18 protein-coding genes are annotated in these 18,788 nt (G+C 45.9%); 11 read left to right on the top strand and 7 right to left on the bottom strand.

Going from position 1 to position 18,788, the window contains the following annotated elements; translation table 11 throughout:
* Positions 1-237: 237 nt before the first annotated feature.
* From QUA54_RS00590 to QUA54_RS00580, 3 genes are read left to right on the top strand one after another with little or no spacing between them, the layout of a single operon-like run.
* Complete coding sequence (locus QUA54_RS00590; RefSeq protein ID WP_333412449.1) at positions 238-1,008, top strand: 16S rRNA (uracil(1498)-N(3))-methyltransferase; 771 nt, start codon at positions 238-240, stop codon at positions 1,006-1,008.
* A gap of 47 nt (positions 1,009-1,055) precedes the next feature.
* On the top strand, positions 1,056-1,475 hold the full coding sequence (locus tag QUA54_RS00585) for a lysozyme inhibitor LprI family protein (RefSeq protein ID WP_333412447.1): 420 nt from the start codon (positions 1,056-1,058) through the stop codon (positions 1,473-1,475).
* Between the two features lie 53 nt (positions 1,476-1,528).
* Positions 1,529-2,281, top strand: a complete 753-nt coding sequence (locus QUA54_RS00580) for a PPC domain-containing protein (RefSeq protein ID WP_333412445.1) — start codon at positions 1,529-1,531, stop codon at positions 2,279-2,281.
* A gap of 17 nt (positions 2,282-2,298) precedes the next feature.
* On the opposite strand, the gene QUA54_RS00575 is transcribed toward QUA54_RS00580, so the two are convergent.
* Positions 2,299-2,523 carry a YgiT-type zinc finger protein gene (locus QUA54_RS00575; protein WP_333412443.1) on the bottom strand — a complete coding sequence of 75 codons (225 nt, stop codon included), beginning with the start codon at positions 2,521-2,523 and terminating at the stop codon, positions 2,299-2,301.
* Complete coding sequence (locus tag QUA54_RS00570) at positions 2,513-2,662, bottom strand: DUF4258 domain-containing protein (protein ID WP_333412441.1); 150 nt, start codon at positions 2,660-2,662, stop codon at positions 2,513-2,515. The genes QUA54_RS00575 and QUA54_RS00570 overlap by 11 nt, the downstream gene beginning before the upstream one ends.
* A 283-nt stretch (positions 2,663-2,945) precedes the next feature.
* Between QUA54_RS00570 and QUA54_RS00565 the strand changes: the two genes are divergently transcribed.
* Positions 2,946-4,103 (top strand): tetratricopeptide repeat protein, encoded by a 1,158-nt coding sequence (locus QUA54_RS00565; protein ID WP_333412439.1) that lies wholly within the window; start codon positions 2,946-2,948, stop codon positions 4,101-4,103.
* A 105-nt stretch (positions 4,104-4,208) separates the two neighbouring features.
* Here the strand turns inward: QUA54_RS00565 and QUA54_RS00560 are convergent, their stop codons facing one another.
* A complete protein-coding gene (locus QUA54_RS00560) occupies positions 4,209-4,718 on the bottom strand; it encodes a hypothetical protein (protein ID WP_333412438.1) in 510 nt (169 codons plus the stop codon).
* Between the two features lie 317 nt (positions 4,719-5,035).
* On the opposite strand from QUA54_RS00560, the gene QUA54_RS00555 reads away from it, so the two are divergent.
* Complete coding sequence (locus tag QUA54_RS00555) at positions 5,036-5,653, top strand: alpha/beta fold hydrolase (RefSeq protein ID WP_333412436.1); 618 nt, start codon at positions 5,036-5,038, stop codon at positions 5,651-5,653.
* Positions 5,654-5,655: 2 nt separating this feature from the next.
* Positions 5,656-6,264 carry an alpha/beta fold hydrolase gene (locus QUA54_RS00550; protein WP_333412434.1) on the top strand — a complete coding sequence of 203 codons (609 nt, stop codon included), beginning with the start codon at positions 5,656-5,658 and terminating at the stop codon, positions 6,262-6,264.
* A gap of 363 nt (positions 6,265-6,627) precedes the next feature.
* Here QUA54_RS00550 and QUA54_RS00545 read toward each other — a convergent pair whose 3' ends face one another.
* Entirely contained in the window at positions 6,628-7,059 is a 432-nt protein-coding gene (locus QUA54_RS00545; RefSeq protein ID WP_333412432.1) for a VOC family protein, read from the bottom strand.
* 11 nt (positions 7,060-7,070) lie between these two features.
* On the opposite strand from QUA54_RS00545, the gene QUA54_RS00540 reads away from it, so the two are divergent.
* On the top strand, positions 7,071-7,883 hold the full coding sequence (locus tag QUA54_RS00540; protein WP_333412430.1) for a TIGR00297 family protein: 813 nt from the start codon (positions 7,071-7,073) through the stop codon (positions 7,881-7,883).
* A 176-nt stretch (positions 7,884-8,059) separates the two neighbouring features.
* Here the strand turns inward: QUA54_RS00540 and hetR are convergent, their stop codons facing one another.
* The 3 genes from hetR to QUA54_RS00525 all read right to left on the bottom strand — a co-directional run bounded on the left by hetR (position 8,060) and on the right by QUA54_RS00525 (position 11,805).
* Positions 8,060-8,965, bottom strand: coding sequence for a heterocyst differentiation master regulator HetR (gene hetR, locus QUA54_RS00535; protein ID WP_172184509.1), 906 nt, complete (start codon positions 8,963-8,965; stop codon positions 8,060-8,062).
* Positions 8,966-9,678: 713 nt separating this feature from the next.
* Entirely contained in the window at positions 9,679-9,906 is a 228-nt protein-coding gene (gene patX / locus QUA54_RS00530; RefSeq protein ID WP_172184421.1) for a heterocyst-inhibiting protein PatX, read from the bottom strand.
* Positions 9,907-10,002: 96 nt separating this feature from the next.
* Positions 10,003-11,805 carry an FAD-dependent oxidoreductase gene (locus tag QUA54_RS00525; RefSeq protein ID WP_333412428.1) on the bottom strand — a complete coding sequence of 601 codons (1,803 nt, stop codon included), beginning with the start codon at positions 11,803-11,805 and terminating at the stop codon, positions 10,003-10,005.
* 396 nt (positions 11,806-12,201) lie between these two features.
* Between QUA54_RS00525 and cysC the strand changes: the two genes are divergently transcribed.
* The 4 genes from cysC to QUA54_RS00505 all read left to right on the top strand — a co-directional run bounded on the left by cysC (position 12,202) and on the right by QUA54_RS00505 (position 18,747).
* Positions 12,202-12,726: an adenylyl-sulfate kinase gene (cysC, locus tag QUA54_RS00520; RefSeq protein WP_172184417.1), complete on the top strand. Its 525-nt coding sequence runs from the start codon at positions 12,202-12,204 to the stop codon at positions 12,724-12,726.
* A 37-nt stretch (positions 12,727-12,763) separates the two neighbouring features.
* Positions 12,764-14,482 carry an SLBB domain-containing protein gene (locus tag QUA54_RS00515; protein ID WP_333412427.1) on the top strand — a complete coding sequence of 573 codons (1,719 nt, stop codon included), beginning with the start codon at positions 12,764-12,766 and terminating at the stop codon, positions 14,480-14,482.
* Positions 14,483-14,628: 146 nt separating this feature from the next.
* The gene (locus tag QUA54_RS00510) at positions 14,629-16,956 is read left to right on the top strand and encodes a polysaccharide biosynthesis tyrosine autokinase (protein WP_333412425.1); all 2,328 of its coding nucleotides are present in this window, start codon (positions 14,629-14,631) and stop codon (positions 16,954-16,956) included.
* Positions 16,957-17,379: 423 nt separating this feature from the next.
* Complete coding sequence (locus QUA54_RS00505; RefSeq protein ID WP_333412423.1) at positions 17,380-18,747, top strand: NAD-dependent succinate-semialdehyde dehydrogenase; 1,368 nt, start codon at positions 17,380-17,382, stop codon at positions 18,745-18,747.
* Positions 18,748-18,788: the final 41 nt, after the last annotated feature.

Here is an 18,788-nt window from a genome sequence, read left to right as displayed (position 1 = left end):
TGTGATTTTCGATTGTATTCAATAGACTTCTGGCAAAAGTAATATAAAGGCAGAGCATTTGCAGAAAAAAACTTGAATTTGTAAGATAATTCCGGTTGTAGATGCTCTGCCTTTATTATTTTTGAGCGGTTGAAACCCCGCTTGCCTATATCTTCTCTTTTTCTCTTCCTCTGCGTTCTCTGCCTTCTCTGCGATTAAATAAAAAAATATATTAAGGAAACAGCAATCCAAAATTCAATGGCTCAATTACAAAGATTAGCAGTTAGTGCCACTCAAATTTGCGATCGAAAAATCGACTTAACTAGAGAACAGCAGCATTATTTAAACCGAGTGCTGCGTTTGAGTGAGGGCGATCGATTTATTGCGATGGACGGCCGGGGACATTGGTGGTGTGCCGTCCTAGAAGTGCGGGAAACCGGGTTATTTGCCTCGATAGCAGAGGAGATTTCTGTGAACAGGGAGCTACCAGTTGAAGTAACTTTGATGGCGGCTTTGCCCAAGGGAAACGGCTTTGATGAGGTTGTGAGACAGGCGACGGAGTTGGGTGTGGCAAGTATTGTTCCGGTGACGAGCGATCGAACTTTGCTCAAACCAAGTGCTCAGAAGGTCGATCGGTGGAGAAGGATTGCTGCGGAGGCGGCGGAACAGTCGGAACGTCAATTTGTGCCGACGATTTTAGAGTCTGTTTCGTTTGATATTGCTGTCAAAGATTGCGGTCAAAAAAAACGATTTATCTGTGTTGCTCGCGGGGACAATCGGCATTTGTGGGCTTGTTTGATTGGTAGTTTAGAACCCCCCCAGCCCCCCTTGTTAAGGGGGGAGCAAGAACAAGAGGAATTAGCAATTGTGATTGCTGTTGGGCCGGAGGGTGGATGGACAGACGGTGAGGTGGAAAGGGCTATAGAATTTGGTTTTGAAGCTGTTTCTTTGGGGAGTAGAATTCTCAGGGCGGTGACTGCGCCGATTGTGGCTTTGTCTTTAGTTGGAGCGGCATTTGAGAAGTGCTAATATCAACAAATAACAAATAATTCATAAAATAGGTGAGTTAACGGGCAATGACAATAGAGTTGAGAAAAGATCTATCACCCTTTTGGTCGATCGCGCTTTTGGCAATTTTCGGTACAACATCAGTTTCTGCACAATCTCCTAGCTTTCCCATTGCTCAACAGATTAATTGCGATCGCCCGCAAGGAGATGCGCAAGTCAGAACTTGTATTCGGTTGAGGTATGAAGCCTCGGATCAACGACTGAACGAGGTTTACAAACAACTGATTTCCCAATTGAGCGGGGAAGAGCGATGGCTACTTTCCGAAGCACAATTAGGATGGATTAAGTTAAGAGATAAAACCTGTGAATTTGAAGTTTATAAAAATCGTGGCGGTACGGGTTATGGAGGTTTCCTCAATGAATGTTTGGATCGCATGACTAAACAGCGCACTGTGGAACTAGAACAGTATTTAATAAAACAGAGATAAAATACGAAGTAGACCGTACAACACCTGACAATAATAAATAGAAACAAGTATTTATGAAAAGCCGATCGCCCTTCACCCTCGCCCTCACGATCATCTCAGCAATTGTAACCACCACCGTCCCAGCAGTTTTCGCCCAGCGACAGCCATCAGCCAACGAAATCTACATCGATAAAAATTGCCAGCGCAACCAGCAACTACCGCAACTTGAAAGATTCACTATATTTAGCAGAAACGAATTTACAACTAACGGTCAAAACTATTTGTTCTACGCCGCCCGCTATCAAGATGGAGCCGTGCTTTTCTGTACCTCAAAACCCAACTTCAACCAACCTCAACCTCTAACATCTAAAGAAATACAATCCCAATTTATTGACAAAATAGTCCGAGATCCCAACAACAAAACAGGCTTTATCATCGCAGTCAGAGAAGGAAATGGCCCCGGGGCCCCCGTGACAAATTACGGCTTAAATTTGAGCAATGTCGATCGACCAAAACTCACATCCCTTTCCATCCTACAGCAGCGGGGAACCCTCACAGACGGCGAATCCCGCCAACATACATTTCAAGGACGGGCAGGTCAATCTATTACGATCGACCTCAAAAGCAGAGCATTCGACCACAACATAACACTGTTGGACACCAGCGACAAAATTATTGCCCAAAAAACAGGCAACTCCCAGAATGGCCGAGAGTCTCTACTCACCGTAAAATTGCCTAGTAACGGCACTTATAAAATAGTTGTTAAAGGAGGCGATCGTACAAGCAAAGGTACTTACACATTAAGCATAAATTCAAATCAGCTTTAACTGAACTTAACCAACCCCTAAGCAAATTCAAAAACAGGTGTTTCAATCACCCTAGTCGGCTTTCTATCTTCCCAAATCATCTTCTGCAACTGTTCCACAGTTTCAGGCGAAAAAAAGCGCTCTCCCGTTTCCAAACACACTCTAGCAGGAACATTTTCAATAATAATAAACTTACCATTGATTTCAAGGGTATAACTTACTTTTTGTTCCACCATAGTTTCTTGCAAAATATCATTGTTCATTTTGATTTATCCTTAACTTAAAATCAATCCAAATTTTCGCATATGGTTCGTATAAAGTAATGATTTTTACCAAAGGACGAGATGGATAACTGCACTGAACGTGCAAAGGTCTATTGGTCGTGGTGAAGCCGAAAATCAAACAGCTTGGGCGATATTTGTCATTCGGATACTCTTCGATAACTTCACCAGCTTATTATTGCTTCCCGGAGTTCTTGTACCCTGATAAGGCGAACTATACTTTGGTTTACTGCGTGTTGTGAAAGCTCAAAATCATTTTTTACAACTTTGACACGTATTTTTTCAATGATTGTCATAGTTTAATATCATATCTATAAGTTAACACAAGAGCCAAAATTGTTAACCAGTAGCGGAACCAACCAAACATCAGCCAAGATAGAAACAACGCCATTCCCGCAACCGCCATGACAGACATCAACCAAATAGCCGCCGCCCTAGATGGCAAAGAATACAAACAAGCAGCCCAACTCATCAAACAACTGCAAAAAGAATCCCCCGAAAATCCGTGGGTGCAATACTACATCGGCCGTTACTACGAACTCACCAACAACCTCGAAAAAGCCCAAACAACCTACAAACAAATACTCCGCGACATCACCAACCCCAAAATCGTCTCCCAGACCCGCCAAGGCATTCAACGGATTGAAATCGCACAACAAAACGTCCGCCAACAAGCCATAGAAACCGCCAAAAACGACCCCAGCAACCTCGAACCGGGACTCCTGATCCTGGAACCAGTTAGCCCCGAAAACAAACCCGCAGCCATTCAAAATATCAGCAGAATCTTTAAAATAGACGCCTACACAACCCGGATGCAAATCCAAAGCCGCGGCTGGAGACTTTACAAAACAGGCCCCATTGCCGAACTCCGAATTTACGGTCAAGAACTCCTCAACGCCGGCATTCCCGTATTTTGGGCCACCCTAACCGATATTCAAAAAATCCAAATCTTCCGAGTGCAACACTTCAAGTCTCTCTCTTCCCCAGCCGTTGTTTGCAAAGATCGACTCGATCGACTCGGTGCGATCGAATTTAACTGGTCAGAAGTTACCCAAAGAGTAGAAGGCTTGTTGCCGATGTTCATCGAAATCATGGACTACTCACCCAACCGAAGAACCGAGCAATTTCGCCACAGAGAAATCAGGCAAGATTACGCTCAAATCTGTGACTTGCACATTCCCAGCAGAAACTGCATTCTGCGAATTTGCGACCAAAGTTACGAATTTCAACAAGGAGTTGACTTCACCAAAGCTTCTGCTGATTTCCCGAGTTCACCGAACCCGAAAAACAAAACATCCAGAGTCAAAAACTCTCAACAGATTCCTCAAAGTACCACCCGAATTAACTGGAATCACTTACTGGAAATATTCGATCGCCAGATTGACGTTACAGTTTGGTCAGAATTTACGCCCTTTGCCGAGACAGTGCTCGATTACACTAATATGTTGAGCAAGATCGAATCTCATATAGAAGTCGATCGCAAATCCGAAACTCCTTGGGACTCAGCTTTTCAGCTATACAGCGGATTAGCCTTCCTCAGAAAACAAGAAAATAGGGAATAGAACCAAGAGTTAAAATTAAAAATGAGTAATACCATTTTTAAAATTTTTAACGCCCGCATTGGGAATTATCCAATGCCCAATTCCCTATTATCAATTCCCAATTTCCTACTTCGTTTTCACCTGACGAGCCATTTCCCGAAAATTGTTCATGCTGGGGCCAGGGCTCCGACGACTTGCATTTGATGTCGGCATTAAATTATTAGGAGCAAAAGTCCGAATCGGTTCAGCTTGACTCGCCACTTTCCCGTTATTTGCTGCCGCAGCAGGTATCTTCGCGGGTTCTGGAGCATTAGCAGGAACGCTAGCGGCTGGTTCCTTTTCTTTTTCTTTCTTAGACTTTTTCTCTACCTTAGCCTTTTTAGCTGGTTCAGACTTCTCAGACTTCTCAGACTTTTCAGACTTCTCAGACTTAACAGGGTCAACTTTTGCCGGTGCGATCGCAGCAGTCTCAGCTTTCTTGGCAACAGCAGTTTCAACCTTCGCAGGCTCAACTTTTGCTGGTTCCTTCGCTCCAGACTCGCCCAAATCTAGGAAATATTCAGACTTTTTCAAGCCCAAGAGTCTGCCGAAAAAGCCGAAAATACCGCCGAAGAAATTTTTGATAAAACCAAACATTAGACTTACTCCTTTTGTTCTTTTAGAGAAATTTGTACAAGCTTGTCAACAAAGTTAGATTACGAGGTAAGGCAACTTTTGTCTACATTTATTAATCAAAATTTACATTTTGCTTTATTTAAGCTACCTCATCCAAGCAAATTTTAGGTATAAATACCAGCACAGCTTTGCACTTATTTACAAGTATCTCAGAATTTGTTAGCGATTCCCACTAATTGCCGATCGTACCTCGATCCGATTCGCTAGCTGTCCTAGTAGGGGTAAAACTCCCTAGGGGAGTGATTTATGCTGTAATCAGCAAGCAATTTTCCCTCAAAATGAACAGTTCGCTCGATCGAAATCCCGTCATCCTCATACACGGCATCTGGGACACAAAGATGATTTTCAGCCAAATGTCCGCCCGCCTCACCCAACTCGGATGGTTAGTCCACAGCCTCAACCTCACCCCCAACGACGGCAGCCTCGGCCTCGACTTACTGGCCAAGCAACTCGCAGACTACATCTCTGAAAATTTCGATCCAGAACAATCTTTAGACATAGTAGGCTACAGCATGGGGGGCATCGTCAGCCGCTACTACGTCCAGCGACTCGGAGGAATAAACCGCGTACAGCGTTTCATCACCTTATCTTCCCCTCACCACGGCACCCTCACAGCCTATTCCCTACGCCTACCAGGATACCTGGATATGCGCCCCGATAGTGGCTTGCTGCGCGATTTAAATCAAGATGTGACCATGCTCAAACGCATAAACTTTACATCAATGTGGACGCCATTTGACATAATGATTGTACCCTCAAACAGCTCCCAAATGCCAGTAGGTAAAGAAGTTAAAGTCAACGTTTTGCTGCACCGACAAATGGTGACAGAACCCCTAAGTATTAACGCATTAGTTGAAGAACTCAAAGCACCTATTGAAAATAAAATTCCCACTTAAAAATGAATAGCAATTTCAGCCGCAATCCAGTCTTGCTAATTCACGGAATCTTCAGAAAATCGGGAATTTTTAACAAAATGTCTGCCTACCTCACCCAACTGGGATGGTCAGTCTACACCCTCAATCTCTCGCCCCATTGGGGCAACGCCAGCATAGACGAATTAGCCCAACAAATAGCAGATTATATAGACAAAACCTTTGCGCCAGAACAGCATTTAGATATAGTAGGATTGAGTATGGGCGGTTTAGTAACTCGCTACTACCTGCAAAGGTTAGGCGGCATTAACCGAGTGCAGCGCTTTATTGCCATATCTTCTCCTCACAGCGGTACTTGGATGGCTTACACTCTCTGGGGAAAAGGCTGCGTTCAAATGCGTCCTGGTAGTGCTTTTCTGGAAGATTTAAATCGAGATGCTGCCTTGTTGGAAAAGCTCAATTTTACTTCGATTTGGACAGATTGGGATTTCATCATCGTACCGGCTTCTAGTTCCCAAATATCTGCTGCCAAAGAAGTAAAATTGTCTGTTTTCGCCCACGCCATGATGGCGAGGCATTCCAGCAGTTTAAAAGCGGTCGCTGAAGCGCTGTCACAACCATTTAAAAATCAATAAACTTATTGCATAAATCTTTGATTGATAGGGAAATCGCACATCAATGAAGATGAAATACAGAGGTATTTTAAGATAGTTTGCGACTTTTGCAATATTGTCTAATGATTAACTTGTAGGGTGCGTCAGCAGAGAAATTCTCAATTACATAAAAAATAACTCTATTCTGACGCACCAGAATTATGACTGAAATTTTTAGACCAAAGTTCAACCTCCCCGATTCATCAGTGGAGTCAATTCTTCAATCTAAAATCTCAAACCTCAAATCGACTTGCGCACCCTAAGAGACTACTAGACATCTCCATAAAAGACAGCCTTGAAGAGTCAAGATGCCTGTTCCACAATAATTATTGGAGAGGTCTACTACTAAACAGCGTCGCCAACTTCAGCGTATTCGCTGCGACCAAAAATTGCTTCAGCTTCACAGTAATACTTGAACTCCAGTATATTGTGGAAAGGGTCTTCTAAGAAGAAAGTACGGTGCTCTGTAGGCAAACCGACAAATCGCCGTCTCGGTTCTTGATAGAAATTTAAGTGGTTTTGCTGGGCTTTTTCTAGCAACCCTTCCCAGTCAGCTTCGGAAGTAAAAATTAACCCAAAATGCCGGGGATAAATGCCTCGCTGAGGCGTCAAAGGTTCGTGGCTGACGTGGGCGACAATTTGATGGCCGCACAAACCCATAATCGCAGAATTCGGCGATTCGCGACCTAGTTTGCAGCCGAGCCCGTCTACATAGAACGCTTTTGTTTGCGCAATATCCGTCACGGGGAAGGCAAGATGAAATAATACTTGGCTCATGGAGGTACTAAATGCAGAATTCAGAATTGTTCTTTAATTATTTATCTTGGTCTAATCCTTGGTTGGTGGCGATCGCCCTAAATACAGTTTTACTCGCGATCGGCACCATTGCTCCTAAAAAATTGCTCACTCCCGCTGGCCAATTTCACGGCTGGATATTGGGCGTCCTCATCTGGGGCTGTTTGGGATGGCAAGGCTATGCTGTGGTAATGTTTTACTTTCTTGTCGGATCGGGAGTTACCAGCATCGGCAAAGCCCAAAAAGAAGCAGAAGGCATAGCTGAAAAGCGTTCAGGCGCCCGAGGCCCGGAAAATGTCTGGGGTTCGGCTTTAACCGCTACTCTTTGTGCTGTGGGAGTTTTGGCATTATCTATTTTAGGCAATACAGGCAAGATTCCCGTGCCGCAAGATGCTATTTCCCTGTTATTGCTGGGTTACGCGGCGAGTTTTTGCACCAAACTTTCGGATACCTGCGCTAGCGAAATCGGCAAAGCTTACGGGAAGCGGACTTTTTTGATTACCAGCTTGCAGCCTGTACCTAGGGGTACGGAAGGGGCCGTAAGTTTGGAAGGAACAATTGCGGGTATTGTCGGCTCAATTCTGATTGCGCTGTTGAGTTGGGCAGTCGGTTTAATTGACTTGACAGGAATTGTTTTTTGTGTTATAGCAGCTTTTATTGCCACGAACATCGAGAGCGTGATTGGAGCGACGGTGCAATCAAAGTTTGAGTGGCTGACCAACGAAGTAGTAAATTTTTTTAATACACTCATAGGAGCGATCGCAGCGATCGTTTTAGCAGCGACCTGGAGAGCTTTTTTAGCTTAGTTAATCCTGGACGCATTCGCGACCCAAGAAACCGACTTTTTTACGATGATTCAAGGCCTTAACGCAGTATTTTTTGAAAAAAACCCGGTTTCTTCCTTCAGGGCTATTAGTTATTAGTTATTAATCATTAGTCTCCAGCAATCAACTCATGACTAAATGATTAATAACTAATCGAACTAAGCGTCGTCTTGCGGCCCAAAAACCATTTGTACAATCATCGTCGGTTCGCCCTGCTTGTGATAGCGATCGGCCCAATTGCGAATAATCTCATCTAATTCCTCAAGGGCTTGGTCGAGGCGTTCCGGCGGAATATCCAAAGTCTCCATAACTCGCATCACCTTCGGTTGTTTTTCCGCCCAATCCTTCATCAGCCGGAAATATCTAGCTGTATCCTCCACCATAGTAAATGTCCGCTCTTCCTGCTCTGCCGGAGAGTAAGTAGCGCGGCTGAGGGCATAAAACGGCATTCCCCAAGGAGCATCAATGCGAGTAACTGTTCCCGAATAGATCAAGCGCCGCTTGATGTGTTCTGCTAAAGCTTCGCTCAAAGGCATTCGCCTTTCTGGAGGCATATCTTCTTGCGATCGCCTGTGCAGAAACTCGATCAACTCCATAAACTGAAAAGAATTGATCAGTTGAGCGTCAGGGGGATTCGGAGGAATTTTGCCTTCGAGATATTTTTTTTCATCCGCAGTCAAGCTGTTTCCCGGAATGCGAGGGCGTCCCGGCAACCAACCATACTGTTCCAGCCAGACATAAGGAAACTGAATCAAATATCTAGGTTCTTGGGAACCCAACATTTTCAGCAATTTTCCTTGAGTCAGAGCTTCCTGGACTTCCTCAACAATCACCTTCACCCGTTTAGGCTCAATGTGATGCAAGTGTCCGGTCATCCGCAGGTTGTTTTTCTCCTCAATATAGGTCATGTAAATAGCACACTTAGCCGCCGTTGCGGCCGCGTCTAGAAACGCCCCGTGCCTGTGCCCACTGGTTCTCATGGCGCTAAACGCCAGATATAGCATGATCTGATCCATTGCACTAGGGCTGAGGCTTTTGACCAGATCCAAAGAGTCATTTTTCATCACTATCCCCGAAATAGCCAAACTTGGAGGCATCTTGTCGTCCTCCATTAAATTATTGCGAGAGCGCCGAATCAAGCATAGCCGACTGTCGCCGGAAAGCTTACCAGCTACCCTAATATTCAGGTTAGTTAATTTCCCTGAGGTAACAGGGGCATGGGCTTAAAGGCGATCCACACCGCATAAGTGGTTCTTATTGGTGGCGAATTTAAGTAGATTGCTGCACCCTCTGCGCTGACAGTTTACCTATATATAAATTAGTTATCGCACGTTAATTATAGTGCAGCCATTGAAAATTAAACCCCACCTGCGGCGGGGAAACAGTAAATAACTGTTGCGATCGGAGGAATTTGAGGCGACTCCGAGCTGATAATGTTTGAATAGTTATGGATGAAAACCCGGTTCGATCAAAATAAGGGGTGGAGGGCGAGGGATATCGGTTGAAAAACCCGGATGCTGCCAGGCCTGTGGGTAATTCCTGTTTAATTGAAGAGTTTTCAATACAAAACCGCCATATACTAGAATCTATATCTAGGTAGATGGCGGTTCCAGGTTTATATGCTATCATCGATCACACACAAAACAATATCCTCATAACTGTCAACAAAAAGTGCAGTTGTCGCTTAAGCTCAAAAACTAGAATCCCAGAAAATCCGATCGCTCGAATCAACAGCCCGAATCAACTCAGTGGTGATAATCGCTTACGTCCATTGCCATTAGAAATCTTGTAGCGGATGAGTGTAAACATTAGGCTCGGTAAAATCCCTGCGTCCGCTGCCCCTGTGAGGAACGCGCTCGGCCTTTTGTTGAGTTTGGGCGGATAACATATATTGGGGGGTGGCAGTTTCGAGCATTGCGAGTGGAGATTCAACAGCTCGAGCGGCATTGGCACTCAAGGTAATGCCCAACAGGCTCAGTAAAGCAATTGCAGTGTAGGTTTGCATGGGTAGTATCCGTGTCAGTGTCTATTACGTGATACGGACTTGCCCCGATCGATCAGGATAGATATCTCTGCAATTTTCGGATCTCTGCAAAAAACCTTACCTCTTCAATTCTACTGATACCGACAGTAGCCAAGCACCAGCATAATTCAGCCGACCCCATACTGTCAGAGGCTTTCCGGTTTCGCAACTGTGTAAAAATCTGTCGGTTTCCGAGTCCAAAGTCACGAGTTGCCAAGTTTGACCGGCTAAGGATGTAGGGCTTGTCAGCATTAGCGTCCAGTCTTGTTCGCCGAGGCGGCGGAAAATGCCCGAAAATTGGCTGTGAGTATTTGCTGTTTGACTGCTTTGTTTCTCTACTGAGAAAGGACATTCGCCGCTGGCGGGATATGCTTGAGGTCGATCGAGATAATAGCGCTGCCAGTCGAGCCAGTCCGATCGCCCCCGTGTCAAATTAAATAAGGGAATAACTGCCGCACTCGCCTCGGAATCTTGCAGCAAAGCTTCCTGCAAAACTCTCACCGGCAACTGCCGCGGCTGACATCCAGATTCCGCGCACAAAGCCGCCGCCATCCCCGCCGCCTGTCCAATATTCATTACCGTCGGTTGTAAGCGAGTTGCACCGTTGGCGATGTGAGAGACGGAAATATTTTTTTCGCAGACTAGCAAACCGTCTGTACTCGCAGGAATTAGCGCGCTGTAAGGAATGGTAAACGGAGTTCCCGTCCAGCGGCCGCCCCAGCGGATCGATTTGGGCTGCAAGGGAATGTCGCCACTGGTGTAGTGGTGGTCGTTGGCATAGTTGCCGATAGCCACCGCTTCGCAAATTCCCTCAGAATTTATCGGCAACTTCGCGACTCTTCCACCGACAACAGGCAAAATATCTTGTTCTCTGACTGTACTTATCCCTCGCAAGCGGCGACTTTCTCGGTAGTAAGGATGTAAGGCGAAGGAAGGAAGAAGGGAAGAATTTTGTTGATTTTCGATCGTTGAAATCGGGAAAATATTCTCTGCTAAACCGTAGCGGGGGCCGAGTTGCGTTTGAATGAAACGGGCGAAACTTTGACTGTGCCACAGACTTTCTTGCAGGAATTCTTGTCGAGATGCTTCAGATTTAATGAGTCGATCGACTCCTTCACCATAATCATTACCTCGAATCGGCCAATTAATCATCAACAATCCGCCCGGAAGCCTGCCGTAATTGAGAAATTGTTTGGGAGTGTAACCGTCCCAAGCACCGATAAATCGATCGGGATTGTCAAGAGGCGGCGCGGGAATTTCTGGCGCAACCGCACCTAAGCCAAAATCCTGCATGATTGCCACCCAAGTCGGAGCTTGCACCGAATAGCGCTCTGTGAGAGCATTAGAGGCAGCCGGCGCGCTGGGTTCTCCCCACTCGCCTTGGAATTCCCAACCCCAGCGGTGTCTAACTTCCGCTAAAGCCAGCAAATCTCCCAATTCCGTTGCATCTAAAGTGATTTTGGCCGAAACCGTAAAATCTGCAAACTGAACGCCAGAAATGCGATCGCCTTCAAACACCACATCTTGAGCAGTTTGTCCAGAAATCCAGTGCAAGTTCGGCAAACATTTAACCCAATCAGCGAAAATTTTAGCACCGGTGCGGGGATCGTAAGTAAAAAAACTGACCCAGCCCCAATCCAAACCTCCCGGCTGGCGCTGCTGGAGTTCCCGCAAAAACGCGCCCCACAAACCAGTTTGAAAAGCTGCTAATTCGTTGCCATCAGGGGCCGAAACGCCAGCCGAAGTCAGCATTCCTCCCAGCCAGGGGAATTCGCTTACTAAAATAGTTTTGGCACCTCGGCGGGCTGCTTGCACGGCCGCAGCGGTGCCGCCAGTGCCGCCACCCACTACCAAAACATCTGCTTTCAAAACGGAAGACATAGGCAATACTATTGGAGATTTTAGGTTTATTGCGAAAGGCTCAGTCAGGTAATCCGTGCCGTGAGCCCTGGGGATAGATGTTCGGCGTTTGCCATTGTGTAATAATGTAAGCTAAGGTATTCCCTGCGCACCCTGCGGATAGATGTTCGGCGTTGGCGATCGCGAATTGAATTTTACTGTGTCAAGACTTGAAAAATAATAAATCGGGAATTATGCAGCGAGCGCACAATTCTGTTACTAAATGACTGCAGGAGCGATCGCAACTTTTGATTTCTCATTTTTTGCGCTCCACTATTGCCAATATGACACCGCGAATAACGATAATAGAAGAAAGGGAACTGCATCTATAAAGTTTTACGTCTTAATAATTTCCCAGTTAGTAATTAACGGCTGAAAATGGAAAAAGGTTTTATTTTGTGGTTTACCGGGCTGAGCGGTTCCGGCAAGACAACTATCACCAAAGCTCTAGAACCCGAACTGAAGGCAAGAGGTTGCAAAGTTGAAATATTGGATGGAGATGTCGTTCGCACCAACTTGTCAAAAGGTTTGGGATTTAGCCAAGAAGACCGAGATACTAATATTCGGCGGATTGGATTTGTTGCTCACCTGCTGAGCCGCAATGGAGTAGCCGCAATTACCGCAGCTATTAGCCCCTACAGAGCAATTCGCGGCGAAATTAGAGCAATGGAGCCAAATTTTGTTGAAGTATATGTCACAGCGCCGTTAGAAGTGTGTGAAGGTCGCGATGTCAAGGGGCTATACGCTAAGGCTAGAGCAGGAGAAATTAAGGGTTTTACGGGAATTGACGATCCTTATGAAGAACCGCTCAATCCTGAGATTATTTGTTACACAGAGCGAGAAAGTGTGGAAGAGAGTGTTAAAAAAGTTCTCAGCAAGTTAGAAGAGTTGGGTTACATTTGATGTTGGCGGGGTTGGATGAGGATAGGGGCAAAAAGCGATGGTGGTGAAAAGTTCTTCGCACGGCGTGCAACTTGAGAAAAAATCTCACCCTTCTGTCCCCTTCGCGGAGAGAGAAAGGGGAGAATTTCTCCCTTTTCCTGCAAGGAGAGGGGCGGAGGGAAAGGTTTCCAGCAAAAACTGCAAGCTTGGTTATTGGGCAAGCAATGCTGTCAAAAGTTTAATTGTCCAAAGTTTAACAGTCTCAGTGCTGGCTGCGGTGGGTTCCTCTCCTGCGGCGGCCCAGTTTTTGCCTCCTCCTCCTCCTCCTCCGGGTTCTCCTGTTCCTGTACCGGTACCCGCCGTGCCGGGCTTTCCCGAATTTCCGGCAAGTACACCTTCAACTGTACGATCGGAAGTTTACACTTTGGGAGCGGGCGATCGTATTCAAATGGACATCTTCAACGTCCCGGAATACAGCGGCCCCAACGGTCAACACCAAGTACAGGCGGACGGTTCCTTGAGTTTGCCGTTAATTGGCAGCGTTTCGGTGTACGGGATGACCTTAGAACAAGCTTCTAATGTTGTTAAAGACAAATACGGCAAATACCTTAAACGTCCTTGGATTACCCTGAAACTTCTGGCGCCGCGTCCTTTGCAAATTGCGATCGCGGGTGAAATCAACCGCCCCGGAGCCTATACAATATCCTCAGCAGCAGGTCCCGGAGGCACATCAGAGCAAATGGGAACTCAAATGCCCACGATATCGCGGGCTCTGCGAATGGCGGGCGGGATCACGCAGTCAGCAGACGTGCGGCAAATCAAAATCCGCCGCCCCCAGCGCAACGCACGGGAACAAATTATTAGTGTGGATTTGTGGGAATTATTGCAAAATGGCGATTTGCGGGCCGATCTGACTTTGCGCGACGGCGATACTATATTTATTCCCACTGTAACTAGCCTCAACCGCCAAGAAGCACCAACTTTAGCAGTAGCTAATATTACCGGACAAAGCACTCAACCAATTAATATTGCTGTGGTGGGCGAAGTAACTCGCCCCGGTACTTATACTTTGGCAAAAGAGGCTCAAAGTCGGGTACAAGACAATGAAATGGGTGCAAATTCGGGTTTGTTTGCTGCCAGCGAAACAAACAGCGGGGAAACGGTTTTGCAGCAAACTGTAACGAGGGCAATTAAAATGGCGGGCGGCATTACGCCGGTAGCTGATATCAGACAAATACAAGTTCGCCGCCTGACACGGGCGGGTACAGAACAAATTATTAATGTAAATTTGTGGCAACTTTTGGAAGCTGCAGATGTCTCCCAAGATTTAACGCTGCAACAGGGAGATACGGTAATCGTTCCCAAAGCCGAAAATCTCGATGCAGCTCAAGACGATCAAGTGGCTAATTCTAATTTTTCACCTGATACGATTAAGGTGAACATTGTGGGAGAAGTTGTGAAACCGGGAGCGCTTGCGGTGCTGCCCAATACTACTTTAAATCAAGCGCTGGTAGCAGCGGGAGGTTTTAATAAAGCGCGGGCCGAAATGGATTCGGTTAATTTAATTCGCCTCAATCCTAACGGCACTGTTTCGCAGCTAACTGTTAAGGTTAATTTTTCCGCAACAGCTAATGAGGAAACTAATCCCAAACTGCAAAATAATGATGTAATTATGGTAAGGCGATCGGGCCGCGCTACGTTCTCGGATAATGTAGGCGGGACTCTCTCTCCTTTAAGCCCGCTGTTAGGAATATTTCGGTTGTTCAATATTTTTTAGTGATTTGAATAGACTAGCATTAAGGTTTCATAAATCGGTTTTCTAGAAAATTTTTCGGCTTGGTAACGAAATATCTAGGAATGAACCGGGTTCCTGAAACTACGCAAGCGGTACAGACGTTTAAACTAATAAGTTGTAGAAATCAAATGAAACCAGGGAAAAAATCTCAAATAGCACTGTTTAATAATCATAAAAAAGCCGCTGATATGCAAAAAATATCTTCCGTGCTTTATGAAGAAGAGCAATTTTTAGGCATAGACAAAACAGAGGAAGAAGAGTTAAGTTTTTGGGAAGTTTGCCGCAGCCGCTCCATTTTAGTCATCGGCGTAGCAGCGGCAGTGACCACGGGGGTTTTCGCCTGGACGCTGAATCAAAAAAGTGAGTACGAAGGGCGCTTTCAATTATTAGTAGAACCCGCAGTTACGCAAAATACCTTAGCTAAAATATACTCCGGTGAGCTGAAACTGCAACCAGCGGCCCCCGCGACGCCAGAAAAGGGCGGTTTTGACTACGAATCGGAAATTCAAGTTTTGCAAAGCCCGCAAGTAATGTCGCCGATTATTAAACAGTTGCAGGCTAAATATCCGGAAATAAATTACAACTACCTCTTGAACCAAAAAGCCGATAATTTGCCGTTTTCTCAGGAAACCCGGCTGTCAATCAATCGGTTCAAAAATACCAAGATTATCGAAGTTAGATATCGGGATTATGACCCGAAAAAAATTCAGTTTGTTTTGGGGAAAGTGGCGCTAGGCTACCGCAACTACAGCGTGCAAGATACCACAACTCAAATTAGTCAGACTTTGGATTTTGTAAAATCGCAAATTCCCAACCAGCAAAAGCGCCAACAAGCTCTGCAAACAGAAATTCAAAAGTTGCGGCAGCAGTACAATTTCATCGACCCGCAAATTCAAACCCAACAACTGGCGCAGCAAATCAGCCAACTTCAAACGCAAAGATTGGACGCGCAAACGCAGCTCAATCAGCAGAGATTGCTCTATTCCAATCTGCAAAATCAGCTCGGACTGAACCAGAAGCAAGCGCTGATGGCCTCGGCTCTGAGTCAAGCTCCCCGCTATCAAGCGATGCTGACTCAATTGCAGCAATTAGAAGGGCAAATTGCGATTAACTCGGCTACGTTTACAGACCAAACTCCGCAAATGCAATTGTTGCGAGAACAGCAAAAAAACCTAATTCCTTTGTTAAAGAAAGAAGCCCAACAGGTTCTGGGAACTGATTTGGCTAAGGTAAGTTCGCAAGTGCTGGCTTTTCAAGATCCGGTGCGGATTAAGTTAATCGAGCAGTTTATCGGTACTGCTAATTTAATTCAGGTGCTAGGCGTGCGAAATCAAGTTTTGGAACAAGCTGCTAAGCAGTTGAATCAATACTCTCAAGGATTACCTGTGATTTTGCGGCGCTATTCCGATTTGCAGCGCGAGTTGGATTTGACTAACAATACGCTGAATGGTTTGCTGGCAAAACAACAAGCTTTGCAGCTTGAAGCTGTGGGTAAAAAAGAGGTGGCTTGGGAAATTATTGCTAAGCCGGAAATTCCGCGCTACAAAAATGGCGAGTTGATGGCTGTTTCTCCAATTATGCCTTTGAATTTGGCTTTGGGGGGATTGGCTGGTTTGCTGTTCGGTATGCTGGCGGCGCAGTTGGCGGAACGGTTTAACAATAAAACGGTGTTCCACACTCCCGAGGATGTCAAACATTCGATTCGGCTGCCTTTGTTGGGGGTAATTCCTGCTAGCGATAAAATTTTGAGGCTTCCTCCTGCTGAGACAAGTCCGCTGGATGTGGCAAGTTCGCCGGTGCCTACAGATGCTTTTCAAGAAGCTTTTCGATCGCTCAATGCTAATATTCGCTTACTAAACGTTGATAGTCCGATCAATTCTTGTGTCATTACTTCTTGTCAAGTAGCTGACGGCAAGTCTACTGTCGCAGTAAATCTGGCGCGGGCGGCCGCTGCAATGGGCCAGCAAGTGCTGTTGGTGGATGCGGATTTACGGCGGCCGCAGGTGCACGAAATGCTGGGTTTACCGAATTGGCAAGGCCTGCACAATGCGATCGCGGATGATGTGGATGTGGAAAAGTTGATTTTGCGATCGCCCCGCGATGAAAATTTGTTTGTGTTAACTTCCGGCCCGGTTCCTCTCGATCCCACAAAGGTGCTTTCTTCCAAAAAAATGCAGCATTTAATGGGAGCTTTGTCAAGTCATTTTGACTTAGTTATTTACGATACTGCACCGCTTTTGGGTTTGGCGGATGCGAATTTGTTGGCGGCTCACACTAACGGATTGATGCTGGTAGTGGGTCTGAATCAAACTGAGCGGGAGGCGCTGTTGTTGGCTTTTGAAGATTTGAAAATGGCGGGGATTCCGCTGTTGGGAATGGTGGCGAATAACGATAAAGGCAGCAGGTATTACTATCAGTCTTACGTGCAGGATTACATTCAGGAACAGTCTGTTTGAGGGAGAAGGCTTGAGAAATGTATAATAGTGGAACAGGCCTTCGGGCCTGTTAAGCGAGAATGCTGCAAGATGTCTGTTTTAATTTTTAACTTTGTATCGAAGTCTCGCTCCTCCTAAACCTCCCTTAAAAAGGGGGACTTTAAGAGATGATTCGGATCTTGAAATCGCTGCTGAGACTTAAACGAAGTCAGCACAACGCGAGATTAAGAGAGCCAGTTGAAGAACGAATTTTCTTAAGATTTGCGATCGAGACTCTGCACTATAATTAAAAGTTGAGAGTTTAAACAAATCCCGACACTTGCCAATTGGCATGACCTGAAAACGTGGCTGGTAAATTCCCATTTTGTAATACATTGATACAACTCCCCGCCTAGCTTGAAAACAAGAGGGGAGTTTTGTGTTTTTCATACAGGAGAGGAAACGATGGCTATTGCTACTATCAACCCGGCAACGGGAGAAACGCTGAAAACTTTCGAGGCGATCGCGGATGAGGAAATAGAAGCTAAGCTGGAATTAGCACAGCAAGCTTTTAACAAATACCGCTACCTGCCGTTTGAGCAGCGATCTCTGTGGATGCAGAAAGCCGCAGACATTTTAGAGCGCGATCGCGAAATTTACGCTGAAATGATGACCCTGGAAATGGGGAAAACGCTCAAATCTGCGATCGGCGAAGTGGAAAAATGCGCCTTAGTTTGCCGCTATTACGCCAAAAATGCCGCTCAATTTATGGCAGACGTACCGGCAACCACCGACGCTAGCAGCAGCTTTGTCCGCTACCAACCGCTGGGCGCTATTTTAGCCGTCATGCCCTGGAATTTCCCATTTTGGCAAGTTTTTCGGTTTGCGGCGCCGGCGCTGATGGCGGGCAATGTGGGCTTGCTAAAACACGCTTCCAACGTGCCTCAGTGCGCTTTGAAAATCGAAGAAATTTTCGCGCTTGCTGGCTTTCCCGAAGGAGTTTTTCAAACTTTGTTAGTGGGTTCGGACAAGGTAGCTAAGATAGTTGCGGACGATCGCATCAAAGCAGCCACCCTCACCGGCAGCGAACCAGCAGGTGCTAGTTTAGCAGCAAATGCGGGCAAAAGCTTGAAAAAAGTTGTACTGGAATTAGGAGGAAGCGACCCTTTTATCGTGATGTCCAGTGCTGATTTAGCAGCAGCTTTATCAACTGCTGTGACCTCCCGGATGCTGAATAACGGTCAATCTTGCATCGCCGCCAAACGCTTTATTTTAGCAGAAGATATCGCCGACGAATTCATCAAAGGATTTGTCGAAAAAATCGAGCAATTAAAAGTAGGCGATCCGATTTTGCCCGAAACCGATATCGGCCCTTTAGCTACTCCCGCAATCCTCAAAGACTTGGACAATCAAGTGCAAACTTGCATCCAATCGGGAGCAAAACTTCTGACAGGCGGCCGCCCATTGTCAGAGAATGTCGGCAATTTCTACTTGCCAACTATTCTGGCAGATATTCCCCCGGATGCCGCTGCCCGTCAAGAAGAGTTTTTTGGCCCCGTAGCTTTAGTATTCCGGGTTGCAGACATCGATGAGGCGATCGAACTCGCAAACAGCACATCTTTTGGCTTGGGTGCGACGGCTTGGACTACAGTAAACTCAGAGAGTGATCGGTTTATTTCCGAACTAGAAGCAGGCGCCGTATTCATCAACGGCTTAGTAAAATCAGACCCCAGATTACCCTTTGGTGGCATCAAACGCTCCGGTTACGGACGCGAATTGAGCATCCAAGGAATGCACGAATTTGTCAACATTAAAACAGTGTGGGTAAAATAAGTAAAAGTCGATACTATGCTCGTAAAAATATTAATTAGTCT

The organism is Microcoleus sp. MOSTC5, assembly GCF_036701825.1.
Lineage (GTDB): Bacteria > Cyanobacteriota > Cyanobacteriia > Cyanobacteriales > Microcoleaceae > Microcoleus > Microcoleus asticus.
This window is presented reverse-complemented; position numbering and strand designations above follow the sequence as displayed.

Coding starts and splice junctions, on each gene's coding strand:
- QUA54_RS00550 (WP_333412434.1), top strand. CDS start 5,656: ATGAATAGCAATTTCAGCCGCAATCCAGTCTTGCTAATTCACGGAATC.
- QUA54_RS00515 (WP_333412427.1), top strand. CDS start 12,764: ATGGTGGTGAAAAGTTCTTCGCACGGCGTGCAACTTGAGAAAAAATCT.
- QUA54_RS00590 (WP_333412449.1), top strand. CDS start 238: ATGGCTCAATTACAAAGATTAGCAGTTAGTGCCACTCAAATTTGCGAT.
- QUA54_RS00525 (WP_333412428.1), bottom strand. CDS start 11,805: ATGTCTTCCGTTTTGAAAGCAGATGTTTTGGTAGTGGGTGGCGGCACT.
- QUA54_RS00560 (WP_333412438.1), bottom strand. CDS start 4,718: ATGTTTGGTTTTATCAAAAATTTCTTCGGCGGTATTTTCGGCTTTTTC.
- cysC (WP_172184417.1), top strand. CDS start 12,202: ATGGAAAAAGGTTTTATTTTGTGGTTTACCGGGCTGAGCGGTTCCGGC.
- QUA54_RS00510 (WP_333412425.1), top strand. CDS start 14,629: ATGAAACCAGGGAAAAAATCTCAAATAGCACTGTTTAATAATCATAAA.
- QUA54_RS00565 (WP_333412439.1), top strand. CDS start 2,946: ATGACAGACATCAACCAAATAGCCGCCGCCCTAGATGGCAAAGAATAC.
- hetR (WP_172184509.1), bottom strand. CDS start 8,965: ATGAAAAATGACTCTTTGGATCTGGTCAAAAGCCTCAGCCCTAGTGCA.
- QUA54_RS00585 (WP_333412447.1), top strand. CDS start 1,056: ATGACAATAGAGTTGAGAAAAGATCTATCACCCTTTTGGTCGATCGCG.
- patX (WP_172184421.1), bottom strand. CDS start 9,906: ATGCAAACCTACACTGCAATTGCTTTACTGAGCCTGTTGGGCATTACC.
- QUA54_RS00505 (WP_333412423.1), top strand. CDS start 17,380: ATGGCTATTGCTACTATCAACCCGGCAACGGGAGAAACGCTGAAAACT.
- QUA54_RS00545 (WP_333412432.1), bottom strand. CDS start 7,059: ATGAGCCAAGTATTATTTCATCTTGCCTTCCCCGTGACGGATATTGCG.
- QUA54_RS00575 (WP_333412443.1), bottom strand. CDS start 2,523: ATGAACAATGATATTTTGCAAGAAACTATGGTGGAACAAAAAGTAAGT.
- QUA54_RS00580 (WP_333412445.1), top strand. CDS start 1,529: ATGAAAAGCCGATCGCCCTTCACCCTCGCCCTCACGATCATCTCAGCA.
- QUA54_RS00540 (WP_333412430.1), top strand. CDS start 7,071: ATGCAGAATTCAGAATTGTTCTTTAATTATTTATCTTGGTCTAATCCT.
- QUA54_RS00555 (WP_333412436.1), top strand. CDS start 5,036: ATGAACAGTTCGCTCGATCGAAATCCCGTCATCCTCATACACGGCATC.